Origin of the sequence: Eubacterium oxidoreducens (genome assembly GCF_900104415.1) — a bacterium.
GTDB lineage: Bacteria > Bacillota > Clostridia > Lachnospirales > Lachnospiraceae > Eubacterium_C > Eubacterium_C oxidoreducens.
Genome location: NZ_FMXR01000004.1, coordinates 97768 through 112134, shown reverse-complemented (window position 1 = coordinate 112134; position 14367 = coordinate 97768). Strand labels below are relative to the sequence as shown.

Annotated in this window: 17 protein-coding genes; all 17 read right to left on the bottom strand. The window is 40.6% G+C overall.

Annotated features, from left to right (window positions below; translation table 11 throughout):
- Positions 1-52: 52 nt before the first annotated feature.
- The gene (locus BLS20_RS00495; protein ID WP_090170881.1) at positions 53-1108 is read right to left on the bottom strand and encodes a DUF6017 domain-containing protein; all 1056 of its coding nucleotides are present in this window, start codon (positions 1106-1108) and stop codon (positions 53-55) included.
- A complete protein-coding gene (locus tag BLS20_RS00490) occupies positions 1108-2007 on the bottom strand; it encodes a ParB/RepB/Spo0J family partition protein (protein WP_090170878.1) in 900 nt (299 codons plus the stop codon). Before BLS20_RS00490 ends, BLS20_RS00495 begins: the two co-directional genes overlap by 1 nt.
- A complete protein-coding gene (locus BLS20_RS00485; protein WP_090170875.1) occupies positions 2007-2783 on the bottom strand; it encodes a ParA family protein in 777 nt (258 codons plus the stop codon). The genes BLS20_RS00490 and BLS20_RS00485 overlap by 1 nt, the downstream gene beginning before the upstream one ends.
- A 15-nt stretch (positions 2784-2798) precedes the next feature.
- Complete coding sequence (locus tag BLS20_RS00480; protein ID WP_341443166.1) at positions 2799-3047, bottom strand: hypothetical protein; 249 nt, start codon at positions 3045-3047, stop codon at positions 2799-2801.
- A gap of 10 nt (positions 3048-3057) precedes the next feature.
- Positions 3058-3276, bottom strand: coding sequence for a DUF6462 family protein (locus BLS20_RS00475; protein WP_031558054.1), 219 nt, complete (start codon positions 3274-3276; stop codon positions 3058-3060).
- A 10-nt stretch (positions 3277-3286) separates the two neighbouring features.
- Complete coding sequence (locus BLS20_RS00470) at positions 3287-3502, bottom strand: DUF6462 family protein (protein ID WP_031558055.1); 216 nt, start codon at positions 3500-3502, stop codon at positions 3287-3289.
- A gap of 4 nt (positions 3503-3506) precedes the next feature.
- Positions 3507-3953: a DUF6462 family protein gene (locus BLS20_RS00465; protein WP_090170874.1), complete on the bottom strand. Its 447-nt coding sequence runs from the start codon at positions 3951-3953 to the stop codon at positions 3507-3509.
- Between the two features lie 289 nt (positions 3954-4242).
- The gene (gene lysS / locus BLS20_RS00460; protein WP_090170871.1) at positions 4243-5880 is read right to left on the bottom strand and encodes a lysine--tRNA ligase; all 1638 of its coding nucleotides are present in this window, start codon (positions 5878-5880) and stop codon (positions 4243-4245) included.
- 14 nt (positions 5881-5894) lie between these two features.
- Complete coding sequence (gene greA / locus BLS20_RS00455; RefSeq protein WP_090170868.1) at positions 5895-6383, bottom strand: transcription elongation factor GreA; 489 nt, start codon at positions 6381-6383, stop codon at positions 5895-5897.
- Between the two features lie 124 nt (positions 6384-6507).
- Positions 6508-7536: a tRNA dihydrouridine synthase DusB gene (gene dusB / locus BLS20_RS00450; protein WP_341443165.1), complete on the bottom strand. Its 1029-nt coding sequence runs from the start codon at positions 7534-7536 to the stop codon at positions 6508-6510.
- Positions 7496-8287: a type III pantothenate kinase gene (locus BLS20_RS00445; RefSeq protein ID WP_090170862.1), complete on the bottom strand. Its 792-nt coding sequence runs from the start codon at positions 8285-8287 to the stop codon at positions 7496-7498. The genes dusB and BLS20_RS00445 overlap by 41 nt, the downstream gene beginning before the upstream one ends.
- A gap of 2 nt (positions 8288-8289) precedes the next feature.
- Positions 8290-8625 carry a DUF6145 family protein gene (locus BLS20_RS00440; RefSeq protein WP_090170859.1) on the bottom strand — a complete coding sequence of 112 codons (336 nt, stop codon included), beginning with the start codon at positions 8623-8625 and terminating at the stop codon, positions 8290-8292.
- Positions 8618-9595, bottom strand: a complete 978-nt coding sequence (locus BLS20_RS00435; protein WP_090170856.1) for a biotin--[acetyl-CoA-carboxylase] ligase — start codon at positions 9593-9595, stop codon at positions 8618-8620. The genes BLS20_RS00440 and BLS20_RS00435 overlap by 8 nt, the downstream gene beginning before the upstream one ends.
- Before the next feature lie 33 nt (positions 9596-9628).
- Complete coding sequence (argF, locus tag BLS20_RS00430; RefSeq protein WP_090170853.1) at positions 9629-10612, bottom strand: ornithine carbamoyltransferase; 984 nt, start codon at positions 10610-10612, stop codon at positions 9629-9631.
- A 23-nt stretch (positions 10613-10635) separates the two neighbouring features.
- Positions 10636-11559, bottom strand: coding sequence for an SPFH domain-containing protein (locus BLS20_RS00425; RefSeq protein WP_090170850.1), 924 nt, complete (start codon positions 11557-11559; stop codon positions 10636-10638).
- A 152-nt stretch (positions 11560-11711) separates the two neighbouring features.
- Positions 11712-12839, bottom strand: coding sequence for an SH3 domain-containing protein (locus BLS20_RS00420; protein ID WP_090170844.1), 1128 nt, complete (start codon positions 12837-12839; stop codon positions 11712-11714).
- Positions 12840-13019: 180 nt separating this feature from the next.
- A complete protein-coding gene (locus BLS20_RS00415) occupies positions 13020-14366 on the bottom strand; it encodes a glucose-6-phosphate isomerase (RefSeq protein ID WP_090170840.1) in 1347 nt (448 codons plus the stop codon).
- Between the last annotated feature and the right edge of the window lies 1 nt (position 14367).

Genomic DNA, 14367 nt, shown 5'->3' with positions numbered 1-14367 from the left:
CGATACCTCCATTAGATCACTTGTGGTCATCGTGACCACAAGCTATTATTCTTTAACCAACACCATATAAATCATGATTTACTTCTGCAGTGTAATAATGATCCATTGTATTTGGCGCATTATAAAGCGATGTAATCAGATATGCCTTGATGTTATTTACTTTAGTTGTGTTATTGCTTATGCATCCAATAACATACTGTAAATGGCTTGATGTCAGCTTTAAGAACTTACTCTTAACCAACTGATATGGATAATCTTCTCCGCCAATACGTATTGTCTTTCTTGGAACACAAACAACATCACAAATAATATTAAACAATTCGTCATATAGATTTCTATCTGACCATGACTTGTCACTCATCATAATATCATAATCAATGTTATCTTTGATAATTTCCATGTATGCTGATGCTTCATCCATCGCATCAATCTGTCTAGTGACGTTTGCTTCGCCTGATGGATAGATAGGATTAGTCTCACTAAGTTTATTATTATCTAGTATATTATTCGGGCTCAATTTCTGCGCTGGTACCGGTTCAATATTTGAGACGGTACCCCTACTAAGTCTTATCCGGCGCGAAAAATTATCCGGTTCATATGGATTACCAGCACTTAATATGGACTGGTTCGTATTTTCAACCGGTTCAAGATTTGAGCCGGTACAAATATTGGACTGGTCCTCTTTTTTATCCGGTTCTAATTTGGTACTGCTCTGGCTATCATTCGGAACAATAGGTTCATCGACTGCCTTATTTTCCGAAATGAAATTCTTCACATAAATGATATTGGCTTTTCCATTCTGCTGAATCATTTCAATCAAGCCAACATCCTGGAGCTCCTTTAATAAAGAAGCCCCAGTATTCTTTGCAATGTTTAAATCTTCTGCAATACTAGTAATAGCATATTTAATATACACCCTGTTCTCATCATCAAGCCAACCTCTCTTTCTTGATAAAGACATTCTATCAAGCATAAGACCATATAATAGCTTTGCGTTATTAGTAACATCCTTAAATCTCGAATCTGTGATTAATGCTTTAGGTAAACGATAAAATGTGAACTGTTCTGACTCTTTACCATAGTAATAATCCAAATCCAGTTTCCCCATTAGTCTACACCTCCTCTCTCTTTCCATTCGTCAAGTAATCTGATTATTAACTCCTCAATATCTTCATTCGTCATTGTAGAATCAAAATAAGAATCTAACTTCTTTGCATTAAAAGTTACTTTTCTTACCTTAGGTTTAACCACAACGAGGACTCCCAGAACCGATTCTCTTGTAAACTTCCCTGCTTTAGCAATCTCCTTAATCTTTCCTGACTGTTCGGTAGATACGCTACACTTCATATCACTTAACACAACATACAGAATCTTCTGTTCTTCTTCTGTTAGCTGTGAAAAGTCCACTCCCTGAACAATCCCTAACTTGCCATCATCTACAAGCTTCATAAGCTCTTCAACGAGCTTGGATAAGGAAATATACCTCTGCACCGTTTTAGCGCCCTCTCTAGCCTCTTTAGCCATCTTATCGAGACTTCTACCACCATTTACTCCCTGGTGCTTTAAAGCCTCGTATTTCATCGAATACGCCTTTGCTTTTTCACTTGGTAATAATTCCTCTCGCTGAATATTGGAATCAACCATAATAAGGACTGCTTCATCATCTGATACATCCTTAATAATCATTGGCATTGTCTCTTTGCCTGCCAGCTCTGATGCGTGTCTTCTTCTATGTCCAGCCAGAATCTCATAACCGCCTTCTGGTCTTGGTCTTGCAATTCCTGGCACTAATACTCCATATTCTTTTATACTATCAACAGTCTCCGCCATTTTTTCATCATCTATAACTCTAAATGGATGATTCTTAAACTCATGCAGTTCATTTAATGGCAATTCCACAATCTGTCCTTCCGTACTTTTATGTACTCCTTCTTCAATCGCACTTGAACCTTTTACCTGTTCAAATGCCGATAAACTTGCTCCATCTAATATATTTCTTCTACTCATTACGCGATTACCTCCTGTGTTAATGCTTCATACGCTGTTGCTACTGTTCCTTTGGGATCATATTCATAAATACTTTTCCCAACCGTTGTAGCCTCTGCCGCTCTTACAGAATGCGGAATTTTATTTTTAAAAATATTGATGTCTTTTCCATATGCATTATTAAGCATTTCTGCTATATCTTTTGCATAATTTGTTCTCGCATCTACCATAGTAAGTAGAATCCCTTTAATTTCTAATTTGGGATTAATTTTTCTCTTTATCTGGAAAATAATTCTTAGTAATTCCTCTAATCCCTTTACTGCTAGAAATGTAGGCTGAACTGGGATTAAAATCTCGTCACCAGCCGCCAAGGCATTAAGCGTAAGCATACCTAAATTCGGTGAACAGTCTATAATGATATAATCATAGTCATCCTTCACCATTCCTATATAATCGCTTAGTATTGTTTCTCTGCCCATAACATTAATCAAAGCAGTCTCAATACTATTTAACATGTTATTTGCCGGTAAAAGGTCTACACCCTCCTTATGATGCAATATAGCCTCTCTTGGATCGAACTCCACTTCATCGATGACATTGTTATAAACAGTTGTCATTGTATATTCCATCTGTCCTGGATTATGAAATCCTAATGCTACTGTAAGACTGCCCTGAGGATCATTATCTATTACAAGAACACGTTTCCCCTTCTTCGCTAGTCCTATCCCTAAATTTACTGTTGTTGTTGTCTTTGCTACGCCACCTTTTTCATTGGCACACACTAAAATCTTACTCATACGATTGCTCTCCTTTTATTTGCTCTCTGTAGTTGTTTCTTTTTCTACTTCCATGTATTTTCTAAAATATTTCTTAGTTCCCTGATTTTTATAAATCTCTGATGACTCTGTGACCTGCACTTTTCTTAAAGTACGAATCTGCTTTTCAAGCCAGTTAATATCTTCTTTTGTACCCTGTACTCGAATCTTTATCATTCTTCCTCCTTTATCCTCATTTTCTATATTTGCAACCATATGAGCTGCATCTAACGCTGTATTTCTCATTCTTTCCTCCTTATCCATACATTGTCTCTATGTATTCATTCAAAACTTCTACGTTCACTAGACATACTCCATTAATCTTCCTTACAGCCCCAGCTTCTTTCGCTAATTGCTGAAATCCATGAATCCCAATGGAGTATAGGTCAGCACCTTCCTTATAGCGGACATACTTCTTCTGACCGGAGTTTACTTTGATATCTAATGACTCTACCTTTGTTCTCTTATAAGACATATAGACCCTCCTATCCGTAAATCTGCTCAATATATTTGCTCAGCACTACTGTGTTAACCAAGCATGTCCCATGAACTTTTCTTACCGCATGCGCTTCACCCGCCAAATCCCGAAATGAATGCTCACACATCGAATATATTTCTGCCCCTTCAGGAATCCTGACATATATTTTTCTTCGCTTAACCGGCTCAGCATATAAGGCATCCGGTTTTGTTCTTTCCTCCATTTCATCAACCTCCAAAGTTTTCTTCGATGTAGTCTATAACCACATCAATATTAATAAGTACGATGTTTCCAATTCTTCTAATTGAATTTGCTTCCTTAGCAAGTGCTTTAAAGCATGTCATACTCATTGAAAAATACTCGGCCGCCTCCTGGTAGCGCATGTACTCTTTCTTTACTGGCTCATAACTCTTAACTTTCTCAAGCACAAGTTCTGTCTGCATCTGACGTTTTCTTTCTCTTAACTGATCCTTGTAAACCTTCTCAAAGATTGTTCTATCAATTAGCTGAGCTTTTCTTATTTCAAAAAACGCATTCGCAGCTCTTGCCATTTTTCGGCACTGTACACCAGACAAATCGTATTTCTCGCAAATCGATTCTTCAGTAACAAATCTCGGCACTGCATACTCTTTGAGATAATCAATCTGTGGTGGCTTAACCTTTTTTCTTCCCACATCCTCACTTCCTTTCTTTTGATTTTTGTAAGGTTCGAGAAAACAAAAAAGACATCCCGATTAGTATTTCTACTAATTGAAATGTCTTTAATGATTCTCATACAAGTTGTTCCTTGTTTGAGATAGTTATTAAATTGAAATTATTTGACACAAAGGACAACAAATTGTTTTGCATATTGCTTCACATGTGTCCCTTATGTTTTGCATATTTGTAACAATGCGTGTCGTACTAATACGGACTGTTTAGGGTCTATATGTAATACTTCGTACTCAAGCTGACGCGATTGAACTACTTCTCGGAACTCTTCGGAACAGAACTGTTGTTCTGATTCTTTAAAGTCGGGAAGAGAAGTACATCCCTAATCGCCGGTGAATCTGTCATCAGCATACACAGTCTGTCGATACCATATCCGATACCACCTGTAGGCGGCATACCAACTTCAAGTGCATTCAAGAAGTCTTCGTCTGTATGCTGGGCTTCTTCATCACCCGCATCCGCGTTGGCATCCTGCTGTGCAAATCGTTCTCTTTGATCGATTGGATCGTTCAGCTCAGAGTATGCATTACACATCTCCCAGCCGTTCATGAACATCTCAAAACGCTCAACCAGCTGCGGATTCTCCGGCTTTTTCTTGGTAAGAGGTGAGATTTCAATTGGATGATCGGTGACAAAGGTAGGCTGAATCAGATGCTCTTCAACAAATTCCTCGAAGAACAAGCTTAAGATATGGCCCTTTGTGTGCCACTCTTCAAATTCAATTCCCTTTTCACGAGCAAGCGCTTTTGCTTCCTCGGTATCCTTTACTTCATTAAAATCGATACCTGCATACTTCTTAACTGCATCCGTCATGGTAATACGCTCAAATGGCTTACCAAGATCCATCTCGATGCCATTATACGTAATGGTCGTAGAACCATTGACCTCCTGTGCGATATGACGATACATTTCTTCTGTCAAGTCCATCATACCATTGTAATCCGTGTAAGCCTGATAAAGTTCCATCAAAGTAAATTCCGGATTATGTCTGGTGTCAAGACCTTCATTACGAAATACACGACCAATTTCATAGACACGCTCCATGCCACCGACAATCAGTCTCTTTAAGTAAAGCTCCAAAGAAATACGAAGCTTTAAGTCTTCATTTAATGCATTAAAATGTGTTTCAAATGGACGCGCCTCAGCTCCACCCGGGTTGGCAACAAGCATTGGTGTTTCCACTTCCATAAATCCCTTAGCGTCTAAGAAACGACGAATTGTACTTAAGATCTTAGAACGCTTAACGAAAGTCTCACGGCTTTCCGGAGACATTATTAAATCAACATATCTTTGACGATAACGAAGATCTACATTCGTCAAACCATGATATTTCTCTGGAAGAATCTGAAGCGATTTTGATAATAAAATCATCTCTTCTGCATGGATGGATATCTCACCTGTCATGGTACGGAATGCGTATCCTTTCACACCAAAAATATCTCCGATGTCGGATTTTTTAAAGTCCGCGTAGGATTCTTCACCAATAGCATCTCTCGCCACATAGATCTGAATATCGCCCTTTAAATCGCGTAAGTTGCAAAATGACGCTTTACCCATGACACGTTTGAACAGCATACGACCTGCAATTGATACGCGGATAGGTTGTGCATCCATGATTTCACGCTTTTCATTATAATCTTCCTTAATGACCTTGCGAGCCTCAGCTTCCTCAAGTCCTTCTGTATTCGGAGCTTTTCTGTCACCAAGAACCTTCTTTTCGAGCTCCTCGTAAAGAGCTTTTACCTCATCTGAATGATGTGTCTGATCATATTTTGTAATAACGAACGGATCCTTACCGGCTTCCTGCAGATTCGCCAACTTTTCACGACGAACCTTTAGAAGCTGATTGATATCCTGTTGTCCGTTTTGCTTATTGTTCTGCTGTGCCATGTCTTATCTACCTCTTATGCTTTCGCAATTTCTAATACTTTATACTTAATCAGATCGCCGTCCGGAGTTTCTACATTGACAGTCTCTCCGACCTTAGAACCAATCAGTGCCTTTCCAAGTGGTGACTCATTAGAAATCTTACCCTTTAAAGAGCTTGCTTCAATTGAACCAACCAGCTGGTATTCTTCTTCTTCATTAAATTCTATATCCAGGATTTTGATGCTACATCCAACACTTACCTTATCAAGGTCTACTTCGTCTGCATCTACGATAGAGTTCTCATCAAGGTTCTTAAGAATCTCTTCAATCTGAGTAATTCTAGCTTCGATGTCACGCTGCTCATCCTTTGCTGCATCATACTCCGCATTTTCAGATAAGTCACCCTGTTCTCTAGCTTCCTTAATCTTCTGTGCAACTTCTTTTCTTCGTACAACTTTTAACTCTTCTAACTCATCCTCAAGCTTTTTGAGGCCATCAGATGTCATCGTCATCTTTGTTCCCATTGCTAATTAATCCTTTTCCCTTTCAGAAAATATTATTATCTGTTGACAATTAACGTATTATAACAGATAGGTATTTGAATGTCAATAATTCCGCATATTTACGGGCATTTGAGGCATTTCCATGTCATCGAATATGCATCATGGAAAGCTCACCAAATAAGGCCTTTAACTCTTCAAATGTCTCCACTTCATTGACCCTCGCACGAAGCTGTGCCGAGTTGGGGTAACCGCTAGTGTACCATGCTGCATGCTTTCGTAGTTCACGAATTGCTGTAAACTCGCCCTTAACCTGAATTTGAAGTTTTGCATGCTCCAAAATCATCTCCACAACTTCTTCACCGGTAGGCTTTGGCGGCATAGTCCCGGTCTGCGCCCAACTTAACAAATGCCGGAAGATCCAAGGATTACCACGAGCCGCTCTGCCAATCAAATAACCATCACAACCGGTTACTTCCTGCATTCTTTTTAAATCATCACCAACACACAAATCACCATTTCCCAGCACCGGGATGGTAAGTGCTTCTTTCACCTGACGAATAATTTCCCAATCAGCTTTGCCACTGTAGTACTGCTCTCTCGTTCGTCCATGCACGGCAACTGCGCTCACACCGCAACTTTGCGCAATCTTTGCAATTTCAACCGCATTTACCTGCTCATCGTTAAATCCTTTTCGAATCTTTACCGTAACCGGTCTTTTAGAGGCTTTTACCATCTTGGTCAGAATCTCTTCGACCAGTTTTGGCTCTTTCATAAGAGCAGAGCCTTCGCCATTATTTACAATCTTAGGCATAGGACAGCCCATATTAAAATCAATAAAATCATAATCCAGTTCACTGACTCTTGCCGTTATATCCGCCAGAATGTCCGGGTCAGACCCAAATAACTGCAGCGAGACTGGCTTTTCTTCCTTCTCCATCTGCATAAGCGCTTTCGTATTTTTATTTTTGTACAAAATCGCCTTTGCACTGACCATTTCCATACATACCAGACCGGCTCCCATACGGGCGCATAGCAAACGAAATGGCAGGTCGCTTACGCCTGCCATCGGTGCCAAAACAAGATTGTTCTTTAATTGTACATCTCCAATCAAAAGTGGATGGATAACTGCCATCTTACGCTTTCCTCCGTTTCGGTCTACGCTTTTGCTTTTCATAAATCAAACGCATACCATGCAAAGTTAAGGTCGGATCATAGATGTCAATAACATCGGTTTCATTTGCAATAATTGTGCCAAGTCCACCGGTCGCAACGACCTTAACATCATCTAGCTTCGACTCTGCCTTCATATTCTTTACGATATATTCCGTCTGTCCAACCTGACCGAAAAACAGTCCCGCCTGCATACTGGTAATGGTTTCTTGCGCCAATATGGTTTTCGGTTTTGTAATCTCTACATCCGGCAGCTTTGCTGCAGCTCCGGATAAGGCATTTGCACATGTCTGAAGTCCCGGCGCCGTTACTCCCGCGAAGAAGGTTCCATCCTTATCGACCATATCGTAGGTTGTCGCTGTTCCAAAATCAATTACGATAACCGGACCACCATACAACTCATAGGCCGCAACGGCATCGACAATTCTGTCTGCACCAAGTTGCCGCGGATTCTCTATAGCAATACGTATTCCCGTCTTGATTCCGGCTTCAATTACTACCGGTTTAATATCCATATATTTTATAATTGCACTCAGTAAAGAATGCATGACATTTGGTACAACCGATGCTACAATCACATCTTCCACTTCGCTGATCGGAATATTATTGTGCTCTAACAGATTGCAGATAATCACGCCGTACTCATCTGATGTACGTGCCATCTTAGAAGTCAGTCGAAACTGGGAAAGTAAAAATCTATCTTTGAATACTCCTAAAGTAATATTCGTATTTCCTACATCAATTGTCAGTAACATGTCTACTCCTCATCAAAGTCCTCGCCCAGAAAAAATACTTTATAATATGTCTCAAGGCTTTCTAGCAGCTCTTGCTTGTTTTTTTGCATTTGCTTTATCTTTAAAACGCTTCCTATCTCATCATAGAAGTAATCATCCTCTTCATAGGTTGTATCAAATAACAAGGTGCCGTCTTCATCAAATCGAAGTGTCAACACACCTCCAACATCTTCCGTATAAAGGACGCACATAATCTTTAGTTCTTCCTTGATGCCTTCCGGAAGGCCTTCAAACTGTTCATTTAAATAAAATTGCTTTGTGTACGAACTTGCACCGCAAAGCACATTATAATCATACATATCCGTAAACTCCTCGCACAGATACTTCTCCCGATGATACAAGCCGTCTTGCCTCCCAGGTATCTACAATCAACTCACCGCGTTGTGTGATTCCCCTAGAATTTCCAACGTATGGCTCTTTGCCACCTTCTACGCGAACCTGACCACCAAGATTTACCAAAAGTGTATTGTATTCCTTTGCCAATACACTCATATCCTGTGTTTCCATAAAGATTTCATAATAATGCTCAAACTGACGATTAATTGCTTCAATCAGCCCGGCTCTTTGGACACTCTTACCCGTCTCTAGATAAATAGATGTTGCTTTATCCTTAAGTTCATCTGAAAATTCTTCATTTAACACATTGATGCCTGTTCCGACCACGATGTGGTTAATATAATCCATCTGCGCACTCATCTCCGTTAAGATACCACAGACCTTTTTTCCATTGATGACAACATCATTCGGCCACTTGATTTTTGCTTCTAATCCTGTTAGAGATTCTATTCCTCGAACTACCGCCATTGCCATCACCAAAGTCAGCATAGATGCATTGCCCGGCATCATATCCGGCTTTAACACATACGTCATAGAAATGGAAGTCTTTGGTGGTGTCTCCCAAACTCTGCCGCGTCGACCCTTGCCTGCAGTCTGCCTTCCGGCAACCACCACGGTTCCATGCGCTGCACCTTCTTCGGCCAATTTCTTGGCAACCATATTGGTTGATTCCGTCTCATCCAAATAGTAATACTCCGATGCAAGCCATTTTGTCTGACGAATGCTTTCCAATTCCTTTTGCGAAAGGATCTCCGGTACCCGAACCAACCGATACCCCTTATTTTGTACAGCTTCGATCTCATAGCCTTCCTTTTTTAACGTATTTATCGCTTTCCAGATAGCGGTTCTTGATACATGAAACTCCTCACATAGAGCCTGTCCCGATACATATCCTGATGCTCTTCTAAGTTCAGCCAATATCTTTGTCTTCATGTCCTACTGCTCCTTCGCATTTACCTCGAGCTGTTATTTTAAGGTTGCATACATAACGGCTTTAATGGTATGCATACGATTCTCCGCCTCTTCAAATACGCGAGATTGCGGTCCTTCAAATACCTCATCCGTAACTTCCATCGCATCGAGTCCGTATTTTTCATAGATCTGCTTTCCAATTGTCGTATTCAAATCATGAAATGCCGGAAGACAATGTAAAAAGATGGCATCTTTACCAGCCTTATTCATCACATCCTGATTCACCTGGTATGGAAGAAGATCGTCAATTCTTTCTTTCCATACTTCATCCGGCTCACCCATGGATACCCAGACATCTGTATAAAGTACGTCAGCTCCTGCCACCTCATTAACATCCTCTGTAAGTGTAATCGTCGCACCGGTGTCTTTGGCAATTTCCATACAGGTATCTACCAGCTGCTGCTCTGGAAAATATTTTTTATTTGTGCATGCCACAAAATGCATTCCCAGCTTCGCACAAGTTACCATCAGTGAATTACCCATATTGTAACGGGCGTCTCCCATATAAACAAACTTCACGCCTTTTAATCGTCCAAGCTGTTCTTTTATCGTAAGCATATCTGCAATCATCTGTGTCGGATGCGATTCGTTTGTCAGACCATTCCATACCGGAACATTTGCCTTTTGGGCAAGTGTTTCTACAATTTCCTGACCATAGCCGCGATATTCGATTCCATCAAACATGCGTCCTAGCACTCTTGCTGTATCTGCAATGCTTTCTTTCTTGCCGATTTGTGAGCCACTTGGATCCAAATACGTCACCTGCATGCCTAAATCGTGCGCTGCCACCTCAAAAGAACATCTCGTTCTCGTGCTGGTTTTTTCAAATATCAAAGCGATATTTTTTCCTCTTAATTCATCATGTGCGATTCCTTTTTTCTTTTTTTCCTTTAATTCAGCTGCAAGATCTACCAGATACAAAATCTCTTCCGGTGTAAAATCTAACATTTTTAAAAAATGTCTGCCTGTAAGTGTCATGATGTCTGCCTCTTTTCAAATACTTATTTTTGTTCGGTTACAACTTCCTGAATGGACTTCGCCAGTCCTGCAAGTCCTTGTATCTCAGATGGGATAATAATCTTTGTAGATTGTCCATCTGCTGCTTTTGCAAATGCCTCTAGGCTCTTAAGCTGCAAAACTGCCTGATCCGGTGCTGATTCTTTTAAGAACTTAAGTCCGTCTGCATTCGCCTGCTGTATCTTAAGAATTGCCTCTGCCTGTCCTTCAGCCTCGCGAACTGTCGCTTCTTTACGCGCCTCAGCTCGAAGAATTGCTGCCTGTTTTTCTGCTTCCGCATCCAAAATGGCAGATGCTTTCTTACCTTCTGCTACCAGAATCGTTGATTTTTTCTCACCTTCCGCACGAAGAATTGCTTCTCTTCGCTCACGCTCTGCCTTCATCTGCTTTTCCATGGCATCCTGAATTGCCTGTGGTGGAATAATATTTTTTAATTCTACTCGATTCACCTTAATTCCCCAAGGGTCTGTTGCAACATCCAAGGATGCTCTCATCTTAGTATTAATGGTTTCACGAGATGTCAAGGTCTCATCAAGTTCCAAGTCACCAATGATATTACGAAGTGTTGTCGCTGTCAGATTCTCAATTGCCATAATCGGATTCTCAACGCCATATGCATAAAGCTTAGGATCTGTAATCTGAAAATAGACAACCGTATCAATCCGCATCGTTACGTTATCCTTTGTAATAACCGGCTGTGGCGGGAAATCTACCACCTGCTCCTTTAACAATACTCTTTTGGCAATTCGATCAATAAATGGAACCTTAAAATGAAGTCCTACACTCCAAGTTCCAAGATATCCCCCAAGCCGCTCTATTACCATTGCGTTTGCCTGTGGCACAATTTTGATACAAGATGCAAAAATAACCAATACTATAACTATAATGATAATAACCGCTATCCACATAATTCCTTCTCCTCCTCATTATCGTTTATAATCATGCCTATTTTACACCATTTTTAGACGCAACACAATGTCAATTCCTATGCCCTTTCAGGTAAACATATCCCTTTTCCCCAAAAAAGGTCGGCCACCAATTGTGACCGACCCTAATACTTTTAGAAAAATACATTGTCTCCAATATTAATTCCGGCATGTCCGGTATAAGAAGCTCTAAAGTTCTTAAGACCACCGGTATTATCCTGACCGCTGATTGCCGCATTTGCTGCCTGTAAACAGCTTGATGGCACTCCACTTGCAAGAACGGAACTGATTGCACCTGTTGCAAACTGACCACTCTGGTAGATTACGCCCTGAATGGTGTTCGGATAGGAACTACTCTTAACGCGGTTCATAACAACAGCGCCTACTGCAAGCTCACCTTCATAACAGCTTGCTCCGGCCTCAATGTAAATGAGTGCTCCAAGTACCTGTGCATCACTAGCGGACGCACTTACCGATGACCCTTGTGTCGTTGTAGTACTTGATGAAGATGCCTGCGCTGCAGCTTCTTGTGCTGCTTCCTGTTCAAGCTTTTCTTGTTCCTCTTCCACGGTCAGCGCTTTTACGTACTTTGTCTTTACTTTGACATATTCACTGCTGACATAAGCCGTCTCGCCTTCATACTTAATCGCAACCCAACCGTCTTTGTTGTTGGCTTTTTTCACAACCGTAACCTTATCACCTTCTGCTAATAATCCAAGTACCTTAGCACTTTCTTTTGCTTTCTTACGTACTCGAAGTGTCTGCGTTGTTACCGTCGCAACCTTTGAACAGACCTTTTTCGCGAGAGCCTTCGCCTCATCTCCTGTAACACAATATTTGTTTAATACATATCCCGTTACGTTACCGGACTTAATCTTCGTCCACTTCTCGCCCTGCTCAAGGATGGTAGCAACACTTCCCTTATATAGCTTTCCAACTACTTCAGAATCCTTAGATGCCTTCGCACGTACATTGAGGCTATCTTCTACGTCCGCCATCAATCTCGTTGCCCACTTATCCTGCGTTGTCTCAGTTGTTGTCTCTTCTTCCTGCTCTGTATTATCTTGTACATTTTGCGCAATCTCTTGCATAGAATCTACAAGATCTTCTTCGACGGCGGTTGTATCTTCTGTCGTAATCGAAACGGTGTCTTCTTCCTCAGCATATGCTTTAAAATCTGCATTGCCAATTGTAATCGTACATACGATCGATGCCGCTAAAATTGTACTCATTACTTTACGCGTTCCTCTATTTGTTTTCATTGTTTTGTCGTCCTCCAATTTGTTACAAATATTACAATTGTTACGAAATTGTTACAGGCGAATTATAGCAAAAAGAAGGAGGCTTGTCAAATTTCACAATTCAACAGCCTCTTTTTCTTGTTTTTGCAGTACTTTTTTGTGCACTTTTCTAGTCCGTCGGTACTATGACATTTTCAATTGTTACAAACGTCGTAACAATTCCTCTCTTTCTCGCTCATAGCCTGGCTTTCCAAGTAATGCAAACATGTTCTTTTTGTAACTTTCGACCCCCGGTTGGTTGAACGGATTGACACCTAATAAGTATCCGCTCACTCCACAGGCAAATTCAAAGAAATAAAACAGTTCTCCTAAATAATATTCATTTTGTTTTGGAACTTTAATCATAAGATTTGGAACTTTTCCGTCTGTGTGCGCAAGAATCGTTCCGTTCATCGCATTCTTATTGACAAAATCCATGGTCTTGCCGGTCAGATAATTTAAACCGTCAAGATCGGACTCCTCTTCTTCTATTGTAATCGTCTCACGAGATTCTTCTATATTAATGACAGTTTCAAACAAGAATCTACCGCCATCTTGAATATACTGTCCCATGGAATGAAGATCTGTAGTAAGATCAACTGCTGCCGGGAATATTCCTTTTTGATCTTTTCCCTCGCTCTCCCCGTATAACTGTTTCCACCACTCCGATATATAATGACAAGATGGTTCATAGTTTGCAAGAATCTCAACCTGCTTTCCTTTTCTAAGAAGGAGATTCCGGTATGCCGCATATTTCATTGCTTCATTGTTCTTAAATTCTTCCTTAAGCGCTAGCTCTCTTCCCGCCTGCGCCCCCTTCATCAGCTCATCGATATCTGCTCCGCTTACGGCAATAGGAAGTAGGCCAACTGCCGTAAGTACGGAAAATCTTCCGCCAACATCATCCGGTACAACAAATGTCTCATACCCCTTTTCGGTTGCCAGCACCTTAAGTGCACCTTTGGCACGATCGGTCGTCGCATAGATTCTCTTAGCCGCTTCGCTATCCCCGTATTTTTTTTCCAATTTCTTTTTTAAAATACGAAATGCAATCGCCGGCTCTGTTGTCGTTCCGGACTTCGAAATGACATTAATAGAAAAATCACGTTCCCCTATTACATCCATTAAATGTTTCATGTATGTAGCTGAAATATTATTTCCGACAAAATAAATCTCAGGTGTTTTTCGAATCTCCTTTGACACATTGTTATAAAAACTATGACGAAGAAATTCAATTGCTGCACGTGCTCCCAGATAAGAACCGCCAATTCCTATTACAATAAGGACTTGCGAATCTGACTGAATCTTATCCGCTGCAGCTTTGATTCGTGCAAATTCTTCCCGATCATAATCTACCGGAAGGTCCATCCAACCAAGAAAATCATTTCCGGCACCCTCCTTGCTTTTTAAAAGGTCTGCCGCCGTCTCTGTCTGTATTTTTATATGGTCTACTTCCTCATCTCTTACAAAGGAAGTAAGTTTTGAGACATCTAAGGTAACATGTTCCATT